This window comes from Saccharothrix coeruleofusca (genome assembly GCF_014648515.1).
Classification (GTDB): Bacteria; Actinomycetota; Actinomycetes; order Mycobacteriales; family Pseudonocardiaceae; genus Actinosynnema; species Actinosynnema coeruleofuscum.
In genome coordinates this window covers 121,549-145,802 of sequence record NZ_BMRG01000011.1, presented here as the reverse complement: position 1 = coordinate 145,802, position 24,254 = coordinate 121,549, and the positions used below count along the sequence as shown (strand labels likewise).

Sequence of the window (24,254 nt, the reverse complement as noted above, 5' to 3'; positions counted from 1 at the left end):
CACCGGGTGATGGACGCCGTCACGGCCGCCGCGCGGGCGCAGGGCGACGTGTCGCGGGTGCCCGCCGCGGTCGCCGCCGACGGAGTCGAGGTGCTCGACACCCGGTTGGGCGAGACGGCGGACAGCGTGTGGATGCGCCTGCGCCTGCGCGTCCCCGGCGGCGTCCGCTGCCGCGAGGTGATCGTGCTGGGCGAGCGCGGCGTCGAGATCGGCAGCCGCCGCGTCGACTGCTGACCTCGACGCACCCCAACGCTCGGTTCGCGGGTCAGGCCAGGCTCCAGCGCCAGGCGGCGGGGCCGTGCGGGAGGGGGCCCCTGGTCTGGCGCGACCGGTCGGCCCAGGCCGAGGTCCGCCTCGGCGGCTCCGGCCGCTCGGGGGCGGCGGTGACCAGCGCCACGGCGGCGACCAGCGCCGCCAGCTCCACGTCGTCCGGGTTGCCCCGCACGACCTCCAGGTGCGGCTGCTCGGCGTTCACAGCGGGATGTTCCCGTGCTTCTTGGGCGGCAGCGCCTCCCGCTTGTCCCGCAGCACCGCCAGCGCCCTGGCCACGTGCGCCCTGGTGTGCGACGGCGGGATCACCGAGTCGACGTAGCCGCGCTCGGCCGCCACGTACGGGTTGCACAGCGCGTCCTCGTACTCCTGCTGCAACCGGGCCCGCAGCGCGTCCACGTCCTCGCCGTCCTCCGCCGCCTTGGCCAGCGTCTTGCGGTGCACGATGTTGGCCGCGCCCTGCGCGCCCATCACGGCGATCTGCGCGGTCGGCCACGCCAGGTTGATGTCCGCGCCCAGGTGCTTGGAGCCCATCACGTCGTACGCGCCGCCGTACGCCTTGCGGGTGATCACGGTGACCAGCGGCACGGTGGCCTCCGCGTAGGCGTAGATCAGTTTCGCGCCGCGCCGGATGATGCCGTTCCACTCCTGGTCGGTGCCGGGCAGGAAGCCGGGCACGTCCACGAAGGTCAGCACCGGCACGTTGAACGCGTCGCAGGTGCGCACGAACCGCGCCGCCTTCTCCGATGCGTCGATGTCCAGGCAGCCCGCGAACTGGGTCGGCTGGTTGGCCACCACGCCGACCGAGTGCCCGTCCACCCGGCCGAAGCCGACCAGGATGTTGGGCGCGAACAGCGGCTGGACCTCCAGGAACTCCCCGTCGTCGAGCACGCGGGTGATGACCTCGTGCATGTCGTAGGGCTGGTTGGCCGAGTCCGGGATGAGGGTGTCCAGCTCGCGGTCGGTGTCGGTCACCGACTCCTCGACCGACCCGTGCACCACGTCGTCCGGCGCGTCGAACACCGGCGGCTCGGACATGTTGTTGGCGGGCAGGTAGGACAGCAGCTCCTTGACGTAGGAGATGGCGTCCTCCTCGTCGGCCCCCAGGTAGTGCGCGTTGCCGGACTTGGTGTTGTGCGCGCGACCGCCGCCCAGCTCCTCGAAGCCCACGTCCTCGCCGGTGACGGTCTTGATCACGTCCGGGCCGGTGATGAACATGTGGGAGGTCTGATCGACCATCACCACGAAGTCGGTCAGCGCGGGGGAGTAGACGTGCCCGCCCGCGTTCGCGCCCATGATCAGCGAGATCTGCGGCACCACGCCGGAGGCGGCCACGTTGCGGCGGAAGATCTCGCCGTACAGGCCCAGCGAGACCACGCCCTCCTGGATGCGCGCGCCGCCGCCCTCGTTGATGCCGATGATCGGCCTGCCGGTCTTGATCGCCAGGTCCATCACCTTGACGATCTTCTCGCCGTAGACCTCGCCCAGCGAGCCGCCGAAGACGGTGACGTCCTGGCTGAACACGCACACCGGGCGGCCGTCCACGGTGCCGTAGCCGGTCACCACGCCGTCGCCGTAGGGGCGGTTGCGGTCCTGGCCGAAGTTGGTCGAGCGGTGCCGCGCCAGCTCGTCCAGCTCGACGAACGAGCCGGGGTCGAGCAGCAGGTCGATCCGCTCGCGGGCGGTCCTCTTGCCCTTGGCGTGCTGCTTCTCCACCGCGCGCGCCGAGCCCGCGTGGACGGCCTCGTCCATCCGCCGGTAGAGGTCGGCCAGCTTGCCCGCTGTGGTGTGCACGTCCGGCTCCTCGCCGGTGGGGGCGGTCGCACTGCTCATGAACGGGCAGCTTAGCGACGGTGTGACGGCCCGGCCTCCGATCAGTTGCCCAGGTCTCACCGCCCCGCTGTTGACCTCCACCGCACTGGAGGTTGCAGGCTGGTCCCAGCGGCCCGCCCCGCCATCCACACCGCTCCGACAAGCGCGCGGGACGGGCCGCTCCCGCGTTCCGGGCCTACGCTGCGAGGTTGTGATCACGCCTCTGGACGCCGGGCCGCTGCGGGCCCGGCTGGTCGCCCCCCACGGCCCGTACGCCGCGCTGGACGTGGTGGCCAGCACCGGTTCCACCAACGTCGACCTGGTCGCCGCCGCCCGTGACGGCGCGCCGGACCGCACCGTCCTGATCGCCGAGGAGCAGACCGCCGGGCAGGGCCGCCGGGGCCGCGGCTGGGTCTCCCCCGGCGGGGGCCTCTACCTCAGCGTCCTGCTGCGGCCCGACGTGCCGCCCGCCCGGCTGCCCTGGACGACCCTGCTCGCGGGGGTGGCGCTGGTGCGCACGGCCCGCGCCTTCGGCGTCGAGGCGGCCGTGAAGTGGCCCAACGACCTGCTCGTCGGCGAGGCCAAGGCGGCGGGCGTGCTGGCGGAGACCGTCGTCGGGCAGGGCGTGGTGGTGGGGATCGGCGTCAACGTCGGCAGGTTGCCCGCCGAGGTGCGGCCCGGTCCCGGCGGCTTGCCGCCGACCAGCTTCGCCGAGGCGGGCGCGGACGCCGACCGCGCCGAGGTCGCCGCGACCCTGCTGACCGAGCTGGCCGCGCTGGACGCGGCGTGGCGGGCGGGCGGCGGCGAGCCGGGCCCGCTGCTGGACGAGTACCGCGCCCACTGCGCCACGCTGGGCAAGCCGGTCCGGGTGGAGCTGGCGGGCTCCGCGCCGCTGCTGGGCACGGCGGTCGACGTGCGCGCCGACGGCACGCTGGTGGTGCGCGGCGAGGCGGGCGACGAGCACGCCGTTTCCGCCGGGGACGTGGTGCACCTGCGAGTACGGTGAGGCCAGCACCAGCGCGCACCTGAGAGGACCGCCGTGGCCTACCCGGACGACCTGCTCGGCCCAGGCGAGCGCGTCGTGATCCACCACCACCCGCACTGGAAGGTGCTGCTGTGGCCGGTGGTCGTGCTGCCCGCCGTGGTCGGCGGCGGCGCGTACCTGGCGGCGCTGGTGGCGGGCAACTCGTGGGCCGAGGCCGCCTGGGTGGCGCTGGCCCTGGTCGGCGCGGTGCTGCTGGCCTGGCTGGTGCTGGCGCCGCTGGTGCGCTGGCGCACCACGCACCTGGTCGTCACCACCGACCGCGTGCTGTACCGGGAGGGCGTGCTCAAGCGCACCGGCCTGGACCTGCCCAGGTCGCGGATCAGCGGCGTGCGCTGCCGGTGCGGCCCGCTGGACCGGCTGCTCGGCTGCGGCACGCTGATCATCGACTCGGCCCCGGACGAGCCGCTGGAGCTGGACGACATCCCCGGTGTCGAGCGGGTGTGCTCCGCCCTGCACCGCGAGCCCGGCGGCAGGCTCGGCGGCAACCCCGGCGGCAACCCCGGTGACGACTTCCACCCGGACAGGAGGCTGGCTGATGGGCTCGCGTGAGGTGGGTCTGCCCGAGACCGTTGGCGCGTCGGGGCTGCCCGACCGCGTGACGATCTGGGAGGTGGGCGCGCGCGACGGCCTGCAGAACGAGTCGTCGGTGGTGCCGGTCGGGGTGAAGCTGGAGTTCCTGGACCGGCTGGCCGACGCCGGGCTGACCGTGCTGGAGGCGACCAGCTTCGTGCGCCCCGAGTGGGTGCCGCAGCTGGCCGACGCGGAGGAGCTGCTGGCCGGGCTGGCCAGGCGGCCCGGCGTGAGCTACCCGGTGCTGGTGCCCAACGAGCGCGGCCTGGACCGCGCGCTGGCGGCGGGCGTGCGGCACGTCGCGATCTTCGCCAGCGCCACCGAGACCTTCGCCCGGCGCAACCTCAACCGGTCGCTGGACGAGCAGTTCGCCATGTTCGAGCCGGTGGTGGCGCGGGCGCGGGCGGAGGGGCTGGACGTGCGCGGCTACGTGTCCATGTGCTTCGGCGACCCGTGGGAGGGCGCCGTGCCGCGCGAGCAGGTCATCGGCGTGGGCAAGCGGCTGCTGGACATGGGCTGCTCGCAGCTGTCCCTGGGCGACACCATCGGCGTGGCCACCCCCGGCCAGGTGACCGCGCTGCTGGCGGGCTTCGACGACGTGGGCGCGCTCGCCGTGCACTTCCACGACACCTACGGCCAGGCGCTGGCCAACACCCTCGCCGCCCTCCAGGCGGGCGTGCGCACGGTCGACTCGTCGGCGGGTGGCCTGGGCGGCTGCCCCTACGCGGAGTCGGCGACCGGCAACCTCGCCACCGAGGACCTGGTGTGGATGCTCGACGGCCTCGGCGTCGAGCACGGCGTGGACCTGGACGCGCTGGCCGACACCAGCGCGTGGCTGGCAGGCGTGCTGGGCAGGCCCAGCCCGTCGCGGGTGGTGCGGGCCCTGCGGGGGTAGCGCGAACCGGTGGGAACCGGCGTGGCGCGCGTGACGTCCAACGCCCGACCGACGACCATGCCCGGCGACGGCGAGGACCGGAGGTGGCCGTGACGACCGAGCACCGCGCGCAGGTGGACCAGCTGCTGGCCGACTACCGGCGCGGCCGCGAGCAGCTGGCGTCCGTGCAGCGCGAGCTGGCCGCGGTCAGCTGCTCGGCGGACAGCCCGGACGGCGAGGTCACCGCCACCGTCGGCGCGCACGGCGAGCTGACCGACCTGGTGCTGGCCGACCACGCCTACCGGCTGCGGCCCGCGCAGCTGGCCGAGCTGGTCGTGCGCACCGCGCGGGAGGCGGCGCGGCGGGCCGCCGAGCGCACCGCCCGCACCCTGGCCCCGGTGCTGCCCTCGGCCACCGACCCGGAGGCGCTCGTGCGCGGCACCGCGGACCTGCGCCCCGAGGAGATCACCCCGCCCAAGCCCGCGCGCCGCGCGCCCGTCGACGACGACGAGGACTTCGAGCAGCGCGACTGGCTCGACGCCGACGCCCCCGTGAGGAGACTGCGATGAGCGGCTTCGCGACCGACCCGGCCCGGCTCGACCGGGGTGCGGCCGACTTCGGCTCGTTCGCCGAGCGCGCGGCGCGGATCAGCGCCGACCTGGGCGCGGCGCTGGACTCGCTGGGCGCGTGCTGGGGCGACGACGCGATCGGCCGCGGCTTCGCGCAGGGCCACGTGGGCCCGGCCGCCGACGTGCTGGGCAAGCTGGACGGCTTGGCGTCCGCGCTCGGCGGGGTGGGCGAGCGCTTCGCCGAGACCGCGCGCACCTACCGCGAGGTCGACCAGGGCAACGGCACCGCGCTCGGCGCTGTCACCGGCGCGGTCTGACGAGGGGGCGGGATGGGGATCGAGCTGCCTGCCGAACTGGCCGAGGTCGCCGCGCGAGCGGGCGTGGTGTGGCCGAAGGCCGACGAGGACGCGATGCGCGCCTCCGCCGCGGCCTGGCGCGAGGCCGGGACCAAACTGGCGGCGCTGGCGAGCGAGTCCGACGGGGCGGCGGGCGCGGCGCTGCGCGGCGCGACCGGCGCGACCGCCGACGCGGCGCGGCGGCACTGGAACGCCTTCGTGGCCCCCGACGGGCACCTCAGCGAGGTCGTGCGGGGCTGCCGCGCGGCGGCCGACCGCCTCGACCACGCCGCCGAGCGGATCGGCGCGGCCAAGGTCGAGCTGGTGCGCGAACTGGTCGACCTGGCCAAGAACACCGACGCGGCCAACACCGCCGCGAAGGCCGGGCACCCCACGGCGCTGCTGGGACTGGACACGGCGGTGCGCGGGGCGTCGGTGAACGCGGCGCACCTGACCCAGCGGCTGGCCGAGGCGGTCCGGCTGGACGGCGAGGTGGGGGCCGGGCACGGGCAGACCCCGGTCAGCGCCGACCCCGGCGCGCGCGGCGGGCTGCTGGGCGGCTTGCTCGGCGAGGTGGTCGCCCCGGTCGCGGGCGCGGTGACGGCTCCGGTGGCCGGTGTGGTCGCCCCGGTGGTGGGCGAGGTCGTCGCGCCCCTGGTGGGTGATGTGGTCGCCCCCGTGGTGGGTGGGGTAGTCACTCCGCTGGTGGGTGACGTGGTGGCTCCGCTGGTGGGTGACGTAGTCGCTCCGGTGGTGGGTGAAGTCGTTGCCCCCGTGGTGAACGAGGTCGTCGCCCCTGTGGTGGATGACGTGATCGCGCCAGTGGTGGGCGAGGTCGTCACCCCGCTGGTGGGTGATGTGGTCGCGCCCGTGGTGGGCGAGGTCGTCGCCCCGGTCGTGGATGAGGTGGTCGCCCCCGTAGCGGGTGAAGTTGTCGCCCCGATCGTGGGTGGCGTTGCTGCGCCCGCCGTGACGGCTCCAGTGACCGACGCGGTGGCCGGTGCGGTCGCCCCGGCGGTGAACCCGATCGCCGCGCCGCTGGTGGGCGATGTCGCCGCGACCGGGGCCGTCCAGCCGGACGTGCCCGCGAGGGGCGCGGACACGGTGTCCCAGTCCGCGGCGACGCTGCTGGAACGACCGGTGCTGCCCACCGAGGCCGCGCCCCCGCCCGCCCAGCCCGCGCAGGCTCCCGCCGCGTCGGGACAGGGCGGGTCGTCGTTCGGCGGCCCGGCGTTCGGCGGTCAGGGCGCGGCACCCGCGAGCGGCGGCACGACCGGTGCGGGCGCACCGCCCGCGAGCGCGCCCGCGCAGGCCGCGCAGGCCGCGCAGGCCCAGCAGGCTCCCGGCCAGCGGGCCGAGCCGCGCGGTGGGCAGCCGCTGCCCAAGGACCCCAGGGCCGGGCAGAGCATCGGCGCCGCGCTCAGCGGCGAACCCAAGCCCACCCAGGCAGGCGCCGACCCGAAAGCGGTCGCCGACGCGAAGACCGGCCACGACGCGAAGACCGGCCCCGACACGAAGACCGGCCACGACGCCAAGCCGGACCGGGACCTCAAGCCGGACCGGGAGCCCGTCCCCTCGGCGGCCGAGGACAGCGCGGTGGCGGTGCTCCCCGGTGCGGGCGGCCTCGGCGCGGTGGTGCCGACCGAGCTGGTCACCGCGACCGCGACCCCGAGCGCGACCGCGCCCGCCGAGCCGCGCGACGAGCCCACCGCCCTGCTCCTGCTGTCGATGTTCCCCGGCGGCACGCTGCCCGCCCCGCGACGCGCGCCCGCCCGACAGCTCCCCACCCCGTCCGACGATCGGGACTTCGCCGCCGGCCTGCGGTTCGAGCCCGGCGGCCACCCCGACGGCCACCTGGTCGACGCCACCGCCCGGCCCCTGCCGCGCCGCGCCCCCGGACCGGGCCGGGACGACATCGCCCACCTGGTCGAGGGCTACGACCCGCAGGCCGGGATGCACGAGCGGGACTGGGACCACCGGTTCCTGGTCCGCGCCGACCCGCCGGAGTACGCCTGGCCGCCCGGCGAGCTGTTCCCCGAGGGCGGCTACGAGCAGGGGCAGCCCGGCGTCCTCGCCCCCGGCACCGAGGTCGACCGCTTCGGCACGCCCGAGGGGCGGGTGCTGTCCGAGGCGGGCACGCCGTTCGCCGCGCGCGCCCTGCCGCCCGCGCTGCTGACCGCCGGGTACCGCCGCTACCGCGTGGTCCGGGAGCTGCCGGTCTGGTTCACCCTGTCCGCCCCGTGGTTCGGGCAGGACGGCGGCGGCGTGCGCTACCGGACCACGCACCCGGTCGTCGAGCTGGTGGCGCTGGGCCACCTGGAGGAGCTGTCGTGAACGCCGAGTCGATCCAGGGCTGGCTGCTGGCCGTGGGCGTGCCCGCCGAGGTGGTCTCGGTGGGCGTCGAGGCGGACAACACCTGGTGCCTGCTGGCCGACGACGAGGGCTTCGAGGTGTTCTGGCGGGAGCAGGGCAACCGCTACGACTGGGCCCGCTTCACCAGCGAGGAGGTCGCCTGCTACTACCTGTTCGGCCGCCTGGTGTGGTCGCAGGTGGTGCGCGGCGCGGTGGGTCCGCTGCCCAAGGAGCCCGCCGGGGAGTCCGCTGGGGAGCCCGCTACCGGGGCGTGAGGTCGGTCCGCCAGCTCACGCCCACCACGTCCTCGGCCCTGGGCACCGGCAGGAACACCGCGAACGTCGCGGGCCGGGCCGCGGACAGCTCCAGCCGCCCGCCGTCGGCGTCCACCAGCGCGCGGGCCAGCGCCAGCCCCACGCCGGTCGACCCGCCGCCGGACACGCCGCGCTCGAAGATGTGACCGGCCAGCTCGTCCGGCACGCCCGCGCCCGCGTCGGCCACCTCGACCACCACGGTGCCCTCGTCGCGCCGCGCCGACACCACGACCTGGCCCTCGCCGTGCCGCAGCGCGTTGTCCAGCAGCACGCCGATCGCCTCGCGCAGCCGGGCGGGCGTGGCGCGGGCCAGCAGGCCGTCGGGCACCCGCACCCGCAGGGCGCGTCCCTTGCTGCGCAGGGGTTCCCGCCACTCCTCGGCGATGGCGGTCAGCTCGGCGCGCAGGTCCAGCGGCTCGGCCCCGATGGCGCGGGCCGCGCGGGCGGCGGCCAGCAGCTCGTTGAGCACCTCCGCCAGCCGCTCGGCCTGCTCCAGCGCCGCCCGCGCCTCGCTCGCGGTGTCCGGCTCGGGGTGCTCGGCCAGCGCCTCCAGCCGCAGCTGCAGCGCGGTGAGCCTGCTGCGCAGCTGGTGCGACACGTCGCCGACCAGCTCCCGCTCCCGCTGCACGAGCTGGGCCAGCGCCGCCGCCGAGCGGTCCAGCGCCTCGGCCACCAGGTCCAGCTCCGGCACGCCGTGCCTGCGCTCGTCGCGGCGGAAGTCGCCCGCGCCCAGCCGCGCCGCGCGCGCCGCCACGTGCCGCAGCGGTTTGGCCAGCTCGCGGGCGGTGACCGTGGCCACCACGGTGCCGGTGCCCACCGACAGCACGACCAGCAGCACCACCAGCGCCGCCATCTGGTACTGCGTGGTGCGCTTGGGCGAGGACGACACCTCCAGCCGCACGGTGCCCTGGTGCGCGATCGGCACCTCCACGCTGAGCGCGTCCGGCCCCGGCGAGCTGCCCAGCTCGCGGCTGCCGCCGCCGGAGGTGACCACCAGGTGCCCGCCCTCGGGCACGCCGATCTCCGCCTTGGCCAGGTCGATCGGCTGGTTGTTGGCGATCTGCTCGTCGATCAGCGCGGCGATCCGCTGCGCCCGGCTGGCCAGGTCGCCGCGCGCGCCGTCGTCGACCAGCCGCAGCGCGGTGTAGCCCAGGGGCAGGCCGAGCACGAAGCCGGTGACCGCGACGGCCACCAGGATGGCGCGCAGGATGCGGCTGCGCATCAGTCGCTGGTGTTGAAGCGGAAGCCGACGCCGCGCACCGTGGCGATGCGGCGCTCCACCGAGCGCACGTCACCGAGCTTGCGGCGCAGCCAGGACATGTGCATGTCCAGCGTCTTGCTGCTCTTGAGCTCCGGGTCGTTCCACACCTCGGACAGGATCTCGTCCCGGTTGACCACCTGGCCCGCGCGCTGGATGAGCACCCGCAGCAGCTCGAACTCCTTGTTCGCCAACTGCACCTCCTGCCCGTCCACGGTCACCCGGCGGGCGGCCAGGTCCATCCGCACGCCGTTGACCTCCAGCGTGCCGGGGGCGCGGCGGCGCAGCAGCGCGCGGATGCGGGCCATCAGCTCGGCCAGCCGGAACGGCTTGGCCACGTAGTCGTCGGCCCCCGCGTCGAGGCCGACCACGAAGTCCACCTCGTCCGAGCGCGCGGTCAGCATCAGCACCGGGATGCCGCGCCCGCCCGCCCGCAGCCTGCGGCACACCTCCAGCCCGTCCATGCCGGGCAGGCCGAGGTCGAGCACCAGCAGGTCGACGCCGCCGTGCGCGGTCGCCTCCAGCGCGCCGGGACCGTCGCCGACCACGTGCACCTGGTAGCCCTCCCGCTGCAGGGCGCGGGAGAGGGGCTCCGCGATCGCCGGATCGTCCTCGGCCAACAAGACCACGCTCACGGCACCCAGCCTAGGCGTGGCACGATCGCGATGTGCCAGACCACAGCGCCGACCTCAGCACCGACCACAGCGCCGACCTGCTCCTCGCCCGCGCCCTCGCCGACACCGCCGACGCGATCACCACCGCCCGGTTCCGGGCCCACGACCTGGCCGTGGAGCGCAAGCCCGACCGCACCCCGGTGACCGACGCCGACGTGGCCGTGGAGGACGCCATCCGGGCCGTGCTGGCCGCCGAGCGGCCGGGGGACCGGATCGCGGGCGAGGAGCGCGGCGGTGCGGTGGAGGGCGGCCGGACCTGGGTGCTGGACCCGATCGACGGCACCAAGAACTTCCTGCGCGGGGTACCCGTCTGGGCGACCCTGATCGCGCTCGTGGTCGACGGCGCGCCGGTGGTGGGCGTGGTCAGCGCGCCCGCGCTGGGGCGTCGCTGGTGGGCGGCGGCGGGCGCGGGGGCGTTCACCTCGGACGCCACCGGCCAGCGCCGGATCGGCGTGTCCGGCGTGCGGGAGCTGTCCGACGCCTACCTGTCGACCACGCACCTCGGCTCGTGGGTGGAGCACCACTCGCGGGAGGCTTACCTGGCGCTGGTGGACGCGACCTGGGAGAACCGGGCGTTCGGCGACTTCTGGCAGCACTGCCTGGTCGCCGAGGGCGCGATCGACATCGCCGCCGAGGCGATCGTCAACCCGTGGGACGTGGCCCCGCTCCAGGTGCTGGTGACCGAGGCGGGCGGCCGGTTCAGCGACCTGACCGGCGCACCCCGCTACGACGGCGGCAGCGCCCTGTCCACCAACGGCCACCTCCACGACCCCGCCCTCACCCTGCTCCGAACCGCGTCGGCAAGTACTACCGGGGTCGCCTCCGAGGGCCGTTGACCACTACCCGACTCCGACGGGCCGGGTAGTAGTCAACGGCCCTCTCCGGTGGGTCGGGTAGTACTTGCCGACGCGGGTCAGGAGTGGCCGAGGGACTCGTCGTCGGCGGAGTCGTAGGAGGGCACGCGCTTGCGCGGGCGGGCGTCCGCATCGGGGAACACCCACTTCTTGTAGCCGTACCAGCGGAACACCATCGCGACCAGGGTGCCCACGATCTGCGCGCTGGTGAAGTCGGCGATCTCCTCCACCAGCCTGCTCACGTGCGGCTCCTGGAGGTGCAGCAGGTAGCGCGACACGCCCAGCGGCAGCGAGTTCAGCCCGATGCCGATGCCGTTGACCAGGAAGAACAGCGCGGCCTCGTGGTGGCGCTCCCGACCGCCCCTGGTCCGGAACGACCACTCGCGGTTGAGCACGTAGGACACGATGGTGGCCACCAGCGTGGCCACCACCTTCGCGGTCACCGGCTTCTCGGTCAGCACGACCGTCTTCAGGCCGAAGAAGATGACGGTGTCGATCACGAAGCAGATGCCGCCGACCACGGCGAACTTCAGCAGCTCGCGGTGCTTGAGGGCGACCGAGCGCAGCGGTTCGGGCAGGCGGTGGACGACGTTTTCGACTACGGACACCTGGGCAGTCTACGGAAAACGGGTGAACGCGCTGTTCAGGCCACTTCCCGCTGCCCGGCCACCACGCTCAGCCCGCGCACCTCGGGCCGGGCGTCCGCCTCGGGGAACACCACCCGGCGCATCGCCCAGAACTTGAACCCGGTGGCGATCAGCATCCCGATCACCGAGCCGCTGAGGAAGTCGGCGATCTCGGCGTGCAGGTCGAACACGTGCCGCGAGACGTACAGCGGCAGCAGGTTCAGCCCGATGCCGATCCCGCTGACCAGGAAGAACAGCGCGGCCTCGTGGTGGCGCTCCCGACCGCCCCTGGTGTGGAAGGACCACTCGCGGCTGAGCACGTAGGACGAGATCACCGCCACCAGCACGGCGATCGCCTTGGCCGTGACGACCTTCTGCTCCAGGACGGTCAGCTTCAGCGCGTACCAGACGCCGTTGTCGATCAGGAACGTCGTGCCGCCCACGACGGCGAACCGGATCAGCTCGCGGTGCTTGCGGAGCAGGAAGCGGACGGGTTCCGGAAGACGGCCCAAAGCCCTGCGGACGACTGGCAGCACCGGGGCAGTCTAGTGATCGGCGACCGGCTGATCAGCCAGGGGTGCGGCAGGGTGCGGGCAGCAGGTCGTCCAGCGGCGGGGGCAGCCACGGCAGCAGCGGGCGGCACGGCGCGGGCGGTTCCGACGGCCGCTCCGGCTCGCTCGACGGTGGGGACGACGGCGTGGACGACGGCGTGGACGGTGGCGTGGGCACCGTCGTCGGAGGGGCCTCCGGGGGCGTGGACGGCGGTGTGGTGGTGATGGTCGTCGGCGGCCGGGAGGGCTCGGTCGACGGTGGCCGCGTGGTCGTGCCGGGTGCCGTGGTCAGCGTGGTGGTCGGGGTGGGGGACGGCCCGGTGGTCGGCGGGTCGGGCTCGTCCGGCGGGTCGGGCCGGTGGCCGGGCCACCGGGGCACCGGCACCACGACCGTCTTCGTCACGTCGCCCAGCGTGGCGGTGACGCGCACGGCCGCGTCCCGGTGGGGCCGCCCGAGCGCCCACACCGACACCCGGTAGGAGCTGTCCAGGGCCAGGTCCGCTGAGCACCGCAGGCTGTGCTCGGACCGCTCGCAGTCCTCGGGACCGCCGAACAGCCGCACGCTCCGGTCCGCCTCGACCGACAGCGCCAGCGGGCCCGCGAGGGTGCCCCGGTTGGTCGCGGTGAGGTCCAGCCGGGGCGTCCAGAAGCCGTGGTGCCACTTGCGCGCGTCCAGGTCCATCGCGAAGGACTTCTTCGGCTGGATGGTCACCTCCACCCGCACCGCCACCGACAGCGCGGAGCCCGCGGTGGCCGTCCCGGTGATCGTGCCGCCGGTCGCCTTGGGGCCCGCGAGCAGCCGGAAGATGAACGTCACCGAGCCGCCGGGGGCCAGGCCCCGGTCCGTCGAGCAGGTCACCGTGCCCTTGCCCGCCGGGCAGCCCACGGTCTGCCCGGCCGCGCCGTCCAGGCGCACCGCCTTCCGGCCGACCAGGTTGTTGCCGGGCCCGACCACCTGCACGTCGTCGGGCAGTGACAGGGTCAGCGTCGCGGGCGGCGAGGTCGACTGGCCGGTGTTGCGCACGGTGATGGGCAGTTCGCTGGGCGGGCCGCCGGTGGACATGGAGAACCCGTCGGGCACCGTGGACACCAGCGCCGGAGGCGGCGGTTCGGTGGTGGGTTCCCCCCGCTGCTGACCCGCCTGGCCGGGCGCGGGGTTCGCCGGTTCGCCGCCGGGTGCGGGGGCGCTCGGCCCGGTGGTGGTGGTCGTGGTCGGCGGGGTCGTGGCGGGGGAGGTGCCCGGCTCGGACGAGCCGGTCGGCGGGGGCGCGCTGGGCTGCCCCGGCCCGGCGGTCGGCACGGGCGAGGGGGACTGCGCCGCCGGGGGCTGCTGCGGGGCGTCGGTGTTCATCCCGACCACCAGGGCGACGGCCAGCGCCACGGCCGAGGCCGCCACGCCGAGCACCTGCCGGGGCGCGGAGGTCAGCGCGTTCACCGCGCCGTCCGCCCCGTTCGCGCCGCCTGCCGCCAGCGCCGCCGTGCCCGCCTTGGCCGCGCCCGCCGTGGCGGCCAGGTAGCCGCTCGCGCCCAGGCCCAGCACCAGCGGCGCGACGACCGCCCGCAACGCGCCGTTGACGTCGGCCAGCTCCGCCGCCAGCGACCGGCACCGCACGCACTCGTCCAGGTGCGCCTCGACCTGGGTGGTCTCCCGCTTGGACAGGCCGCCTCGGGTCCACGCGCCCAGCTTGCCCACCGTGGCGCGGCAGCGCTCGGAGCCGCTCTCCGCCAGGTGCGCCTGCAGGTACGCCTGGCGCAGGCCCTCGCGGGCCCGGTAGGCCAGCGCGGACACGCCGTTGGCGGTCAGCCCCAGGATCGGGGCGACCGCCGCCGGGGTCTGGCCCTCGATCTCGGTGTGCCACAGCACCGTCTGCCAGCGCTCGGGCAGGCTGGCGAACGCCTTGGCGGCCAGCGAGCGCTCCAGCCCGGCCAGCGCGGTGTCGCGGAACGGCACGCTGGTGACGGCCTCCGCGCCGGACACCGCCGTCACGTCGTCGGCCAGTTCGAGCCTGCGGTCGCGCCGGGTCTTGTCGTAGGCGGTGTGCCGCAGCGCGGTGAGCAGGTAGGCGCGGAACGCCTCGTCCGGGCCGCGACCCGCGCGCAGCGCGTCGAGCACCTTGGCGAAGGCGTCGGAGACCAGGTCGTCGGCCTCCGCCGAGGACCTGGCGAGCTGCCGGGCGAGGTTGTGGGCGGCGCCCACGTGGCGTTCGTACAGCTGCCCGTACGCCTTGACGTCCCCGTTGCGCACGGAGCTGATCAGCTCCGCGTCGGATGGTCCCTGGACGCCGGCAGGAACTGTCGCCACGTGTCCCCCTCCCTCGGTGGCGGTCAGTCTTACCGACCGAATCGGGCAGCGTCACGCGAAAACCCCCAACTGTGTCCGGGAAGTGCCGTCATGGCGCAACGTCCCCGCCGTCTCACGGTCGAGGACCGACCGGGCGAGGAGGCAACCGGGTGAGTGCGGGTGGAGCTGCGGCGCGGCGCTCGGTCGCCGAGGGGCCGCGGTCGCTGAAGTCGCGGTGGCGGGCCGCCACCCTGGCCGCCGGGTGGGCGTTCCCGGCGGACTGGCAGTCGGCGGCGGTGGACGACGTGTGCCGGGCGGTGCTCGGCCCGGTGGACCCGTGCCCGGCGCTGGCCGGGCTGGGGGCCGCGCGCGCCGAGGCGGGTGTTGGCCTGGCCGAGACGCTGCTCGACCTGGCCGCGCTGCACGCCGTGCTGTCCGAAGCGGACGCCGGGGAGGGCGGGGTGGCGGCGAACGTGGACTCCGTGCCCGCGCGGATGCTGCGGGCGACCGCGCTGGGCTGGGCCGACGTGGTGCTGGAGCGGGCCTCCACGACCACCGCCGAGGACCCGCTGACCGGCCTGGCGACCGGTTCCTACCTGCGCACCCGGCTGCGCGAGGTGTACGCGGCGGACACCGCGGGGGACCACGCGCTGGTGCTGGTCTCGCTGGAGCTGTCCCGCGCGAGCGGCTGGTCCCGCGTGGTGGCCAGGACGCTGCTGGCGGACGCGCTGCGCGAGGCGTTCGACGGCGGCGAGACCGTGGCCACGCTGGGGCCGTCGGTGGCCGCGGTGCTGCTGCGCCGGGACCGGGGGCTGGCCGCGCGGGTGGCCGACCTGCGCGCGCTGATCGGCCACCGGCTGGCGGCGGACCCGCACGTGCGCCCGACCGGTCCGGCGCGGGTCCGGTCGGTGTCGCTGCCCGCCACCTACGAGGAGGCCGGGCAGCTGCTGACCCGCTTCAGCCGCTGACCCCACCCCGCCGATCCCGTCCCCGCCGATCCCGTCCCCGCCGATCCCCGTTCGGTTGACACCCTCCCCGGCGTTCTGCTCTCCTAGTGTTCTAGTCAAGTAGAACACTTTGGAGGCGCGGTGGAGTTCCGCATCGACCGGTCCAGCGGCCTCCCCGCGTACCTGCAGCTGGTCCGCCAGGTCCGCGAGGGGCTGCGGCTGGGCTGGCTGTCCCCCGGCGACCGGCTGCCGACCGTGCGCGACGTGGTGGCCAGCAGCGGCGTCAACGCCAACACCGTGCTCAAGGCCTACCGCGAGCTGGAGATGACCGGCCTGGTGGAGGCGCGCCAGGGCTCGGGCACGTTCGTCAAGGCGGGCCTGGGCACCGCCGACCCCGAGGTCATGGGCAGGTTGCGGACCCGGCTGGCCGAGTGGGTGCGCGAGGCGCGCGAAGCCGGATTGGACGACGAGGACATCGACGCCCTCGTGCGCTCGGTGCTCTCCAACGACGGAGAAGGGGTGGCGGTCCGATGACGACCGTGGTCGAACCCGTGGAGGCCGCCGCGACCGCGGTGCGCGCGCAGGCGCTGGGCAAGCGCTACAAGGACAAGTGGGCGCTGCGCGACTGCACGTTCGAGCTGCCCGCCGGCCGGGTCGCCGCGCTGGTGGGGGCCAACGGCGCGGGCAAGACGACGCTGATGACCGTGCTGGCGGGCCTGCTGCGGCCGGACGAGGGCGCGGCGGGCGTGGCGGGCCGGGTCGCGTTCGTGTCCCAGGAGAAACCGGTCTACCGCCACTTCACCGTCGCGGAGATGCTGCGCATGGGCGCGCGGCTGAACACCGTGTGGGACCAGGACCGGGCGGGGCGCTGGCTGGAGCGGTTCGAGATCCCGCTGGACCGGCCGTGCGGCAGGCTCTCCGGCGGCCAGCAGGCGCAGGTGGCGTTCGCGGTGGCGATCGGCTCCCGGCCCGACGTGCTGATGCTGGACGAGCCGCTGGCCAACCTCGACCCGCTGGCCCGCCGCGAGGTCACCGCCGAGCTGCTCGGCGAGGTGGCCGAGACCGGCATGACGGTCCTGCTGTCCACCCACGTGGTGGCCGAGCTGGGCGGTGTCGCCGACCACCTGCTGCTGCTCGCGCACGGCAGGCTGCTCGCGGGCGGCGACCTGGACGAGCTGCTGGCCAGGCACGTCGTCTACACGGGCCCGCGCTCCGACGTGCCGCCCGCGCTGGGGAAGGTCGTCGAGGCCCGGCACCGCGGCGGCCAGTCCACGTTCCTGGTCGAGCTGCCCGAGGGCAGGCCCCGGCCGGTGGTCGCGGGCCAGTGGGCCGAGCGCCCGGTGACCTTGGAGGACTACGTGCTGGCCCAGCTCGCCGCCACCCGGAAGGGGTTGAAGGGATGACCATCACCACGACCACCACGACCGAGACCCCGGTGCGCGTCCGCGCGGCCGTGGGGTGGGGCGACCTGCTGTGGCTGACCTGGCGGCAGCACCGCTGGGTGATCGGCGGCACCGCGCTGGTCGTCGCGGGCACCGCGGCGGTCATGGCGCTGGTGCGGTGGATGGCCCTGACCGGCCGCATCGAGCAGCCCCTGCCGCTCGTGGTGGTGACGAACGGGATGCAGCTCGTCGCCATGTCCGCCGTCGTGCCCTGGCTCCTCGGCATGCTGTTCGCCGCGTTCTGGGGGGCACCGCTGCTGGCCCGCGAGTACGAGCAGCGCACCCACCTGGTGGCCTGGAGCCAGGACCTCACGGCCGCCCGCTGGCTGGTGGGCAAGCTCGTGCTGCTCGGCGCCGCGGCGGCGGGACTGGCCGCCGCGCTCGGCGCCGTGACGGGCTGGATGATCACCGGGGTCAACTCGGCGGTCGACCCGGACGAGGGGTTCGGCAGGTCCAGCCCGCTCGTGTTCGACACGGCGCCCGCCCTCCAGGTCGTCTACGCGCTGTTCGGGTTCGCGCTCGGCGTCGCGCTCAGCGCGCTGATCCGCCGCACGATGCCCGCCGTGGCGCTGGCGAGCATCGGGTTCCTGGTGGTCCGCGTCCTGGTCGGAGGCGTGTGGCGGCTGTACTACCAAGCCCCGCTGCGCCACATCCAGCCGATCAGCGGATCATCGTCCAGCTACTGGGCAGAGGTGAACAGGGACGCGATGTACGTGCAATCCGGCCACCTCGACGCGGCGGGCAACGTCGTGGAGTACCCGACGGACTGCGTCGTGCGCTTCGACACCGAGGAGGAGTACGACCGCTGCCTCACCGACCGGGGCATCGTCGAGTACTTCACCGACTACCAGCCCGCCGAGCGGATGACCACGTTCCAGTTCATCGAGTGCCTGATCTTCCTGGTGATGGTCGTCGGCCTGCTGGTGCTCGCCTACTTCCGCGTCCGCCGCTCCCAGCGCGTGTGACCGGAGGCGGGCTCGGGGGTGCGCGGTAGCGGCCCGTTTGTGCAGGTAGACTCCAGGTCCCGTGGACTCCCGTACTCGTCTCCCCGTGGTCGGCATGATCGGGGGCGGGCAGCTGGCCCGCATGACGCACCAGGCCGCCATCCCGCTGGGCCAGTCGCTGCGCGTGCTGGCGGAGTCCGAGGCCGACCCGGCCGCGCTGGTCGCGCGGGACGTGGAGCTGGGCAGGCACACCGACCTGGACGCCCTGCGCGCGTTCGCCAAGTCCTGCGACGTGATCACCTTCGACCACGAGCACGTGCCGCAGGAGCACCTGCGCGCGCTGGTCGCCGACGGCGTGCGCGTCCACCCCGGCCCGGAAGCCCTCCAGCATGCCCAGGACAAGCTGGTCATGCGGGTCCGGCTGGCCGAGCTGGGGCTGCCCGTGCCGCCGTTCCGGGAGGTCACCGACCCCGCCGACGTGCTCGACTTCGGCGCGCGGCACGGCTGGCCGTGCGTGCTCAAGGCGATCCGCGGCGGCTACGACGGGCGCGGCGTGTGGATGCTGAACACGCCGCAGAGCGCGCGTCGGGTGGTCCCCGAGCTGCTGGCCGCGGGCACCCCGCTGATGGTGGAGCAGTGCGTGCCGATGCGCCGCGAGCTGGCCGCGCTGGTGGCGCGCTCGCCGTTCGGGCAGGGGGCGGCCTGGCCGGTGGTGCAGACCGTGCAGTCCGAGGGCATCTGCGTCGAGGTGCTGGCCCCCGCGCCGGACGCGCCGCTGGCCGAGGAGGCCCAGGCGCTGGCCCTGCGCGTGGCCGACGAGCTGGGCGTGGTGGGCCTGCTGGCCGTGGAGCTGTTCGAGACCGACACCGGCCTGGTCGTCAACGAGCTGGCGATGCGCCCGCACAACTCCGGCCACTGGACCATCGAGGGCTCCCGCACCTCCCAGTTCGAGCAGCACCTGCGCGCGGTGCTGGACTACCCGCTCGGCGCGACCGACCTGGTCGCCCCCGCCGTGGTGATGGCCAACGTGCTCGGCGCGGCCGAGCCCCCGGAGATGGGGCCCGACGAGCGGCTGCACCACCTGTTCGCCCGGTTCCCCGACGCCCACGTGCACCTGTACGGCAAGGCGGAGCGGCCGGGGCGCAAGATCGGCCACGTGACGCTGCTGGGGGAGCGGATGGAGGACGTGCGCGAGCGGGCCAGGCTGGCCGCGCGCTGGCTGTCCGACGGCGTGTGGCTGGACGGCTACGACATCCACGGAGGACAGGCGTGACCCACGTTGGCGTGATCATGGGCAGCGACTCGGACTGGTCGGTGATGCAGGCCGCCGCCGACGCGCTGGCCGAGTTCGGCGTGCCGTACGAGGTGGGCGTGTACTCCGCGCACCGGACCCCGCAGCGGATGCTGGACTACGCGCGCGACGCCGCCGGGCGCGGCCTGCGCGTGATCATCGCGGGCGCGGGCGGCGCGGCGCACCTGCCGGGCATGGTGGCCTCGGCGACGGTGCTGCCGGTGATCGGCGTGCCGGTGCCGCTCAAGCACCTGGACGGGATGGACTCGCTGCTGTCGATCGTGCAGATGCCCTCGGGTGTGCCGGTGGCCACCGTCTCGGTCGGCGGGGCGCGCAACGCGGGCCTGCTGGCGGTGCGGATGCTGGCCGCCACCGACCCGGTGCTGCAGGGGCGCATGGCCGAGTTCCAGGCGTCGCTGCAGGAGATGGTGCTGGCCAAGGACGCGGCGCTGCGGGCTGTTGCGGACGGCACAGCGGACAGCGCGGTGAACGCGCGCTAACATCGCCGGTAGCTGTCCTACTGGGAGGTAACAAGGTGGACCCGAGCTTCGGCACCTACCAGCTCGCCGAGGAGCACGAGGCGCTCCGCGAGGCCGTCCGGGCGCTGTCGGACAAGGAGATCGCCCCGCACGCGGCCGACGTCGACGAGCAGGAGCGCTTCCCGGTCGAGGCGCTCAAGGCGCTGACGAAGTCCGGCTTCGCCGCCGTCCACGTGCCCGAGGAGTACGACGGCCAGGGCGCGGACTCGGTGGCCACCTGCATCGTGATCGAGGAGGTGGCGCGCGTGTGCGCGTCGTCCTCGCTGATCCCGGCGGTGAACAAGCTGGGCACCATGCCGATCATCCTGGCCGCGTCGGACTCGCTCAAGCAGCAGGTCCTGCCGTCCATCGCGGCGGGCGAGGCGATGGCCTCCTACGCGCTGTCCGAGCGCGAGGCGGGCTCGGACACCGCGTCGATGCGCACGCGGGCCCGGCTGGACGGCGACCACTGGGTGCTCAACGGCACCAAGTGCTGGATCACCAACGCGGGCGAGTCGACCTGGTACACCGTGATGGCGGTGACCGACCCCGACGCGCCCAAGAAGTCGCAGGGCATCTCCGCGTTCGTGGTGCACAAGGACGACCCCGGCTTCGTGGTCGGCTCCAAGGAGCGCAAGCTCGGCATCAAGGGCTCGCCCACCCGCGAGATCCACTTCGAGAACTGCACCATCCCGGCGGACCGCATCATCGGCGAGCCCGGCACCGGCCTCAAGACCGCGTTGCGCACCCTGGACCACACCCGCCCCACCATCGGCGCGCAGGCCGTGGGCATCGCCCAGGGCGCGCTGGAGGCGGCGCTGGCCTACGTCAAGGAGCGCAAGCAGTTCGGCCGCGCCATCTCGGACTTCCAGGGCGTGCAGTTCATGCTCGCCGACATGGCGATGAAGATCGAGGCCGCGCGGCACATGGTGTACGTGGCCGCCGCGAAGGCCGAGCGCGGCGAGCCGAACATCGGGTTCATCACCGCCGCCGCGAAGTGCTTCGCCTCCGACGTGGCCATGCAGGTGACCACGGACGCGGTGCAGCTGTTCGGCGGCGCGGGCTACACGCGCGACTTCCCGGTCGAGCGCATGATGCGCGACGCGAAGATCACCCAGATCTACGAGGGCACCAACCAGATCCAGCGCGTCGTGATGAGCCGCGCCCTGCTCAACGGCTGACCTCCGGCCGGGCGGCCGGGCCCCGCCCGGCCGCCCCCGCGTCTGCAAGTACTACCCGGCGCGCCCGCGAAGGCCGCTGACTACTACCCGGTGCTGTCGGCCACCAGTCGCTCGATCCTGTCGAGCTGTTCCCAGGCCGTGGCCACGTGGTGCTCGGTGAACAAGCGGCCCTTGCGCGGCGTCCAAGCCTGGATGGCTCGCCACGCCGCATGGGCGTCGTCGCACCCCGGCTGCCGCGCCACCCAATGCGTGCTCGCGATCAGCTCGATCGCGTAAGGCCCTTCGAAGCCGTCGATCATCCGCATCACCGGGTCGACGATCCTGCTGCGGATGTCCTTCTCCTGGCCCGCCCTCTCCAGGTAGTTCTCCACCTCCGCGACCCCCTCCGCGGTGGGGGCGATGGGGTCGAGTCGCTGCACCGGTGCGGTGCCGTCACCCAAGCCGGTGACGAATGTGCCCTCCATGCTCTGCACCAGGTGCCGCACCTGCTCGCTGTAGGGTCCGTAGATCCCCTGCTCGAAGCGCAGTGTGAGCTGTGGCATCACGAGTTGGGCGAAGTACATCAGCTTCTGGATTTCCAGGTGCGACGCGCCCCGCACGTCTTCCCACGGTTCCACCGCGAGTCGTGCACGGGTATACGCGCGTATCAGCTCGATGAGCGTGGCGCGGCCCCACGTCATCTTCACCGGATCAGGGGAGAGGTGACGGGCCGCGTTGGACGGGGTGAACAGCATCACCCGCACGTCCGGCAGACCGGCCAACTTCCGGCGAATGAGCGGCTCGACCTCGGACCAGGCGAGGCCCCCGTTCCCCGCGCCCAGCGGTGGAATCGCTATCGACTTTATGCCCAGGTCCCTGATGACCCGGATCAGGTCGTCCAGTCCCGCCTCGATGTCTTCCAGTTTCGAACGGGACTTCCAGTGCCCCTTCGTCGGGAAGTTGACCACGTAGCGCGGGCCGGAGATCGAGTGCAGTTCCACCACGTGCATGTGACCGAGCCTGACCTCCCCGGACTTGCACGCCTTCGCGTAGGCGTCGAAGTTTTCCGGGTAACGGCGCTTGAACTGCAGGGCGATGCCCTTGCCCATGACCCCCACGCAGTTGACCGTGTTGACCAGGGCGTCCGCGTCGGCAACCAGGAGATCGCCGACTCCGTGCACGATCATCGCGCCCCCTGGCCGTAGTAGAAGTCCGGCATCACGAGGTAGCGCCGGGTGCCGCCGGTGGCGTCCAGGATCGAGCGGGCCTTGTCCAGGACGGCCTGCTCCTTCGCCACGACATGACTGATCATGGTCAGCGGGAGTCGGTCCAGGACCAGTACCTCCGCGGCTCGCCTGCTGGATCGGTCGGGGTCCTCGGGGGTGTTGTTCCACTGCCGTCGGCACAGGAGGTCGAAATCCACGAACCGGCCCAAGGAACTCACCTCCCGGCTGAACTCCACGAAGTTTCGGGCAGCGTTGGAGTCGCTAGCGCACCATGTTACCCCGGAATCGGCGATGTGGCCAATTGTGAGGCCGAGGAATACCAGTTCTCCGTCGCCTCCCGAGTAGTCGTGGTGACCTCTTGTGACAACGAAGAGCATGGGTGATTTCGCTGCTATGTAAAAAGGCACGTGGTCGGCCACCGATTTACCCGGCGGGTATTCGCTGTCGGGGGCGACGGTGGTGAAGGCGCGGCGCTCCTTGACCTTGTTCAACGCCACGCTGACCGGCGGTTCTTGGTGGTTCTGGCAGCGCAGGCAGCCTGCTCTCGCGATGGAGGGCAGGTTGTCGATGTGCGTGAAGTGCCAGACCAGCCAGTCGCGCGGCCGATCGCGCTGGGGCAGGGCGCTGCCGATCGCTGCGAAACCAGAGGTGCGGTAGTGGGCCATCCAGGCGGACCGTCTCCTCGGTGGTCGGAAGTGGGGGAAGAGTACGCGCTCTGCCCGTGGTCGAGTCGTGCCCCGCCGGCCCCGGCGTCAGGCGGGGTGGTCAGTGTCGGGGGGCTGGTTCGCCTGTAGCTGGGCGAGGTAGTCGTCCAGGCGGCGGTAGCTGGCGTCCCAGAACTGGCGGAAGCCGTCGGCCCACTCGCTGACCTGGCGCAGCGGGGTGGCGTCCAGCTCGCACGGCCGCCACTGGGCGTCGCGGCCCCTGGTGATCAGGCCCGCGCGCTCCAGCACCCGCAGGTGCTTGGACACCGCGGGGCCGCTCATGTCGAACGGCGCGGAGAGCTCCTTCACCGTGGCCGGGCCCTCGGTCAGCCGGGCCAGGATGGCCCGCCGCGTCGGGTCGGCGAGGGCGGCGAAGGTGAGGCTCAGCGGATCGGTAGCCACATCATGCCTAACCACTTGGTTATTTAACTACAAGGTTTTCTTACGCTCCCTGTCGGAACCCTGTCAAGGAGCCGAGAAAGTTGAAAGTTCATATAACGTCGCTCGGGAGGGAATCGGTCGGAGGAGGATCATGGTTCGGGACGTGACGGCGCTGGTCGGCCGCATCGGCATCGGTGTGGTGTTCATCGCCCACGGTTGGCAGAAGGTCGCCGAGTGGGGCCTCGACGGCACCGCTCAGGCGTTCCAGGGCATGGGGGTGCCGATGCCGACGCTGTCGGCGTGGTTCGCCGCGATCGTCGAGCTGGTCGGCGGCGCCATGCTCGTCGCGGGCGCGGCGCTGCCGGTGGTCGGCGTGCTGCTGGCGCTGAACATGGCGGGCGCGCTGGTGCTGGTGCACCTGCCCAACGGGCTGACCGGCCAGGGCGGGTACGAGCTGGTGCTCGCGCTCGGCGTGGCCGCGCTGGCGCTGGGCTTCAACGGCGGCGACCTGTCGGTGGACCGCCTCGTGCGCTCCCGCCGCGCTCCGGCGCGGGCGAGCGCCTAGCCCGCCAGGTCCAGGGTGGTCTGCTCGCTGTCGCGGCGGGCGGGCAGCAGGTCCGGGGCGGCGTTGCTGCACTGGACCAGCGACCCGCCGCCCGCCAGCACGGCCAGCAGGCCGTTGAGCAAGCCGTCCGGGTGCGTCCACTCCACAGTGGACAGCACCCGCGACTGGGGGCCGATGCCCAGCGTCGCCGCGCGCGTGCGGGCCTCGGCCACCACCTCGTCCACTGTGGACCAGCCCAGGGCTGGCGTCGAGCCGGGCACCGGCTGCCACGGCGTGAAGTCGTCGCCGAACACCCGCACCTCGTCCAGGTAGTCCACCGGCGCGCCGCAGCCCAGTCCCATGGGGTGCAGCGAGGCCACGGCCGTCAGGTCGGCCCCCGGCGCCTCGCCGCCGGGCGGCACGAACGCCACCTTCGCGCCCGCCGGGGCGTCCACCACGGACGCGCCGCACCACCACGCGCCCAGCAGCACGCCGACGGTCTGCCAGTGCGCGGGCAGCAGCACGGCCACCGGGTCGCCCGGTGCCACGTCGTGCTCGTCACGCAGCCAGTTCGCGGTCTTGGCCGCCCAGTTGGCCACCGTGGCGCGGGACAACTCCACCCTGGTGCCCGCGGCGTCGTCGTAGTGGGTGATCAGCGGCCGCGCCGAAGCGGTCAGCAGCGGGACGAGCAGGGCTTCCGTGACGGTCAAGG

At 73.9% G+C, this 24,254-nt stretch carries 28 protein-coding genes; 17 read left to right on the top strand and 11 right to left on the bottom strand.

The window, feature by feature from the left end; all coding sequences use genetic code 11:
• Positions 1 to 234: hypothetical protein (locus tag IEZ00_RS24485; RefSeq protein ID WP_229796042.1), on the top strand; the 234-nt coding region annotated here is incomplete at its 5' end.
• A gap of 31 nt (positions 235 to 265) precedes the next feature.
• On the opposite strand, the gene IEZ00_RS24480 is transcribed toward IEZ00_RS24485, so the two are convergent.
• Positions 266 to 475, bottom strand: a complete 210-nt coding sequence (locus IEZ00_RS24480) for an acyl-CoA carboxylase subunit epsilon (protein WP_189225663.1) — start codon at positions 473 to 475, stop codon at positions 266 to 268.
• On the bottom strand, positions 472 to 2,103 hold the full coding sequence (locus tag IEZ00_RS24475; RefSeq protein WP_189225662.1) for an acyl-CoA carboxylase subunit beta: 1,632 nt from the start codon (positions 2,101 to 2,103) through the stop codon (positions 472 to 474). The genes IEZ00_RS24480 and IEZ00_RS24475 overlap by 4 nt, the downstream gene beginning before the upstream one ends.
• Positions 2,104 to 2,296: 193 nt before the next feature.
• Between IEZ00_RS24475 and IEZ00_RS24470 the strand changes: the two genes are divergently transcribed.
• The 7 genes from IEZ00_RS24470 to IEZ00_RS24440 all read left to right on the top strand — a co-directional run bounded on the left by IEZ00_RS24470 (position 2,297) and on the right by IEZ00_RS24440 (position 8,102).
• The gene (locus IEZ00_RS24470; RefSeq protein WP_229796052.1) at positions 2,297 to 3,088 is read left to right on the top strand and encodes a biotin--[acetyl-CoA-carboxylase] ligase; all 792 of its coding nucleotides are present in this window, start codon (positions 2,297 to 2,299) and stop codon (positions 3,086 to 3,088) included.
• A 33-nt stretch (positions 3,089 to 3,121) separates the two neighbouring features.
• A complete protein-coding gene (locus tag IEZ00_RS24465) occupies positions 3,122 to 3,676 on the top strand; it encodes a PH domain-containing protein (protein WP_189225660.1) in 555 nt (184 codons plus the stop codon).
• Positions 3,663 to 4,592 (top strand): hydroxymethylglutaryl-CoA lyase, encoded by a 930-nt coding sequence (locus IEZ00_RS24460; RefSeq protein ID WP_189225659.1) that lies wholly within the window; start codon positions 3,663 to 3,665, stop codon positions 4,590 to 4,592. Before IEZ00_RS24465 ends, IEZ00_RS24460 begins: the two co-directional genes overlap by 14 nt.
• A gap of 83 nt (positions 4,593 to 4,675) precedes the next feature.
• Positions 4,676 to 5,140, top strand: coding sequence for a YbaB/EbfC family nucleoid-associated protein (locus tag IEZ00_RS24455; protein ID WP_372448496.1), 465 nt, complete (start codon positions 4,676 to 4,678; stop codon positions 5,138 to 5,140).
• Entirely contained in the window at positions 5,137 to 5,457 is a 321-nt protein-coding gene (locus IEZ00_RS24450; RefSeq protein WP_189225658.1) for a WXG100 family type VII secretion target, read from the top strand. Before IEZ00_RS24455 ends, IEZ00_RS24450 begins: the two co-directional genes overlap by 4 nt.
• A gap of 12 nt (positions 5,458 to 5,469) precedes the next feature.
• Positions 5,470 to 7,809 carry a TNT domain-containing protein gene (locus IEZ00_RS24445; RefSeq protein WP_189225657.1) on the top strand — a complete coding sequence of 780 codons (2,340 nt, stop codon included), beginning with the start codon at positions 5,470 to 5,472 and terminating at the stop codon, positions 7,807 to 7,809.
• Entirely contained in the window at positions 7,806 to 8,102 is a 297-nt protein-coding gene (locus tag IEZ00_RS24440; RefSeq protein ID WP_189225656.1) for a hypothetical protein, read from the top strand. Before IEZ00_RS24445 ends, IEZ00_RS24440 begins: the two co-directional genes overlap by 4 nt.
• Here the strand turns inward: IEZ00_RS24440 and IEZ00_RS24435 are convergent.
• Together IEZ00_RS24435 and IEZ00_RS24430 are read right to left on the bottom strand one after the other, a co-directional pair.
• Positions 8,089 to 9,363: an ATP-binding protein gene (locus IEZ00_RS24435; RefSeq protein WP_189225655.1), complete on the bottom strand. Its 1,275-nt coding sequence runs from the start codon at positions 9,361 to 9,363 to the stop codon at positions 8,089 to 8,091. The two genes, IEZ00_RS24440 and IEZ00_RS24435, sit on opposite strands and share 14 nt — an antisense overlap.
• On the bottom strand, positions 9,363 to 10,028 hold the full coding sequence (locus IEZ00_RS24430; RefSeq protein WP_189225743.1) for a response regulator transcription factor: 666 nt from the start codon (positions 10,026 to 10,028) through the stop codon (positions 9,363 to 9,365). Before IEZ00_RS24430 ends, IEZ00_RS24435 begins: the two co-directional genes overlap by 1 nt.
• A 38-nt stretch (positions 10,029 to 10,066) precedes the next feature.
• On the opposite strand from IEZ00_RS24430, the gene hisN reads away from it, so the two are divergent.
• Positions 10,067 to 10,909: a histidinol-phosphatase gene (hisN, locus tag IEZ00_RS24425; protein WP_189225654.1), complete on the top strand. Its 843-nt coding sequence runs from the start codon at positions 10,067 to 10,069 to the stop codon at positions 10,907 to 10,909.
• A gap of 77 nt (positions 10,910 to 10,986) precedes the next feature.
• On the opposite strand, the gene IEZ00_RS24420 is transcribed toward hisN, so the two are convergent.
• The 3 genes from IEZ00_RS24420 to IEZ00_RS24410 are packed head-to-tail and all read right to left on the bottom strand — an operon-like array spanning position 10,987 to position 14,406.
• Positions 10,987 to 11,535 carry a GtrA family protein gene (locus tag IEZ00_RS24420; RefSeq protein WP_189225653.1) on the bottom strand — a complete coding sequence of 183 codons (549 nt, stop codon included), beginning with the start codon at positions 11,533 to 11,535 and terminating at the stop codon, positions 10,987 to 10,989.
• Between the two features lie 35 nt (positions 11,536 to 11,570).
• Positions 11,571 to 12,086, bottom strand: coding sequence for a GtrA family protein (locus IEZ00_RS24415; protein ID WP_189225742.1), 516 nt, complete (start codon positions 12,084 to 12,086; stop codon positions 11,571 to 11,573).
• A gap of 34 nt (positions 12,087 to 12,120) precedes the next feature.
• The gene (locus tag IEZ00_RS24410) at positions 12,121 to 14,406 is read right to left on the bottom strand and encodes a sigma-70 family RNA polymerase sigma factor (protein WP_189225652.1); all 2,286 of its coding nucleotides are present in this window, start codon (positions 14,404 to 14,406) and stop codon (positions 12,121 to 12,123) included.
• A gap of 149 nt (positions 14,407 to 14,555) precedes the next feature.
• Here IEZ00_RS24410 and IEZ00_RS24405 point away from each other — a divergent pair, with 149 nt between their 5' ends.
• The 7 genes from IEZ00_RS24405 (at position 14,556) to IEZ00_RS24375 (ending at position 20,708) form a co-directional block, all read left to right on the top strand.
• Positions 14,556 to 15,353, top strand: a complete 798-nt coding sequence (locus IEZ00_RS24405; protein WP_189225651.1) for a GGDEF domain-containing protein — start codon at positions 14,556 to 14,558, stop codon at positions 15,351 to 15,353.
• Between the two features lie 120 nt (positions 15,354 to 15,473).
• On the top strand, positions 15,474 to 15,866 hold the full coding sequence (locus tag IEZ00_RS24400) for a GntR family transcriptional regulator (protein WP_189225650.1): 393 nt from the start codon (positions 15,474 to 15,476) through the stop codon (positions 15,864 to 15,866).
• On the top strand, positions 15,863 to 16,735 hold the full coding sequence (locus IEZ00_RS24395) for an ABC transporter ATP-binding protein (protein WP_189225649.1): 873 nt from the start codon (positions 15,863 to 15,865) through the stop codon (positions 16,733 to 16,735). Before IEZ00_RS24400 ends, IEZ00_RS24395 begins: the two co-directional genes overlap by 4 nt.
• Positions 16,732 to 17,739 carry an ABC-2 membrane transporter-related protein gene (locus IEZ00_RS24390; protein WP_189225648.1) on the top strand — a complete coding sequence of 336 codons (1,008 nt, stop codon included), beginning with the start codon at positions 16,732 to 16,734 and terminating at the stop codon, positions 17,737 to 17,739. Before IEZ00_RS24395 ends, IEZ00_RS24390 begins: the two co-directional genes overlap by 4 nt.
• Positions 17,740 to 17,800: 61 nt before the next feature.
• Positions 17,801 to 18,991 (top strand): 5-(carboxyamino)imidazole ribonucleotide synthase, encoded by a 1,191-nt coding sequence (locus IEZ00_RS24385; protein WP_189225647.1) that lies wholly within the window; start codon positions 17,801 to 17,803, stop codon positions 18,989 to 18,991.
• 17 nt (positions 18,992 to 19,008) lie between these two features.
• Positions 19,009 to 19,509 carry a 5-(carboxyamino)imidazole ribonucleotide mutase gene (gene purE, locus IEZ00_RS24380; RefSeq protein WP_189225741.1) on the top strand — a complete coding sequence of 167 codons (501 nt, stop codon included), beginning with the start codon at positions 19,009 to 19,011 and terminating at the stop codon, positions 19,507 to 19,509.
• Positions 19,510 to 19,544: 35 nt separating this feature from the next.
• Positions 19,545 to 20,708, top strand: coding sequence for an acyl-CoA dehydrogenase (locus IEZ00_RS24375; protein WP_189225646.1), 1,164 nt, complete (start codon positions 19,545 to 19,547; stop codon positions 20,706 to 20,708).
• 83 nt (positions 20,709 to 20,791) lie between these two features.
• On the opposite strand, the gene darG is transcribed toward IEZ00_RS24375, so the two are convergent.
• From darG to IEZ00_RS24360, 3 genes are all read right to left on the bottom strand, one after another.
• Positions 20,792 to 21,874: a type II toxin-antitoxin system antitoxin DNA ADP-ribosyl glycohydrolase DarG gene (gene darG / locus IEZ00_RS24370; protein ID WP_189225645.1), complete on the bottom strand. Its 1,083-nt coding sequence runs from the start codon at positions 21,872 to 21,874 to the stop codon at positions 20,792 to 20,794.
• Positions 21,871 to 22,578 (bottom strand): type II toxin-antitoxin system toxin DNA ADP-ribosyl transferase DarT, encoded by a 708-nt coding sequence (gene darT / locus IEZ00_RS24365; protein WP_189225644.1) that lies wholly within the window; start codon positions 22,576 to 22,578, stop codon positions 21,871 to 21,873. The genes darG and darT overlap by 4 nt, the downstream gene beginning before the upstream one ends.
• 87 nt (positions 22,579 to 22,665) lie before the next feature.
• Entirely contained in the window at positions 22,666 to 23,019 is a 354-nt protein-coding gene (locus tag IEZ00_RS24360; protein WP_189225643.1) for an ArsR/SmtB family transcription factor, read from the bottom strand.
• 130 nt (positions 23,020 to 23,149) lie between these two features.
• On the opposite strand from IEZ00_RS24360, the gene IEZ00_RS24355 reads away from it, so the two are divergent.
• Positions 23,150 to 23,563, top strand: coding sequence for a DoxX family protein (locus IEZ00_RS24355; protein WP_189225642.1), 414 nt, complete (start codon positions 23,150 to 23,152; stop codon positions 23,561 to 23,563).
• On the opposite strand, the gene IEZ00_RS24350 is transcribed toward IEZ00_RS24355, so the two are convergent.
• The gene (locus IEZ00_RS24350; RefSeq protein WP_189225641.1) at positions 23,560 to 24,252 is read right to left on the bottom strand and encodes a TIGR03089 family protein; all 693 of its coding nucleotides are present in this window, start codon (positions 24,250 to 24,252) and stop codon (positions 23,560 to 23,562) included. The two genes, IEZ00_RS24355 and IEZ00_RS24350, sit on opposite strands and share 4 nt — an antisense overlap.
• Positions 24,253 to 24,254: the final 2 nt, after the last annotated feature.

Bases quoted from the DNA above. Each gene is read 5' to 3' on its own strand.
- IEZ00_RS24475 (WP_189225662.1), bottom strand. From the start codon at position 2,103: ATGAGCAGTGCGACCGCCCCCACCGGCGAGGAGCCGGACGTGCACACC.
- IEZ00_RS24460 (WP_189225659.1), top strand. From the start codon at position 3,663: ATGGGCTCGCGTGAGGTGGGTCTGCCCGAGACCGTTGGCGCGTCGGGG.
- IEZ00_RS24450 (WP_189225658.1), top strand. From the start codon at position 5,137: ATGAGCGGCTTCGCGACCGACCCGGCCCGGCTCGACCGGGGTGCGGCC.
- IEZ00_RS24445 (WP_189225657.1), top strand. From the start codon at position 5,470: ATGGGGATCGAGCTGCCTGCCGAACTGGCCGAGGTCGCCGCGCGAGCG.
- IEZ00_RS24435 (WP_189225655.1), bottom strand. From the start codon at position 9,363: ATGCGCAGCCGCATCCTGCGCGCCATCCTGGTGGCCGTCGCGGTCACC.
- IEZ00_RS24395 (WP_189225649.1), top strand. From the start codon at position 15,863: ATGACGACCGTGGTCGAACCCGTGGAGGCCGCCGCGACCGCGGTGCGC.
- IEZ00_RS24390 (WP_189225648.1), top strand. From the start codon at position 16,732: ATGACCATCACCACGACCACCACGACCGAGACCCCGGTGCGCGTCCGC.
- purE (WP_189225741.1), top strand. From the start codon at position 19,009: ATGGGCAGCGACTCGGACTGGTCGGTGATGCAGGCCGCCGCCGACGCG.
- darG (WP_189225645.1), bottom strand. From the start codon at position 21,874: ATGATCGTGCACGGAGTCGGCGATCTCCTGGTTGCCGACGCGGACGCC.
- darT (WP_189225644.1), bottom strand. From the start codon at position 22,578: ATGGCCCACTACCGCACCTCTGGTTTCGCAGCGATCGGCAGCGCCCTG.
- IEZ00_RS24355 (WP_189225642.1), top strand. From the start codon at position 23,150: ATGGTTCGGGACGTGACGGCGCTGGTCGGCCGCATCGGCATCGGTGTG.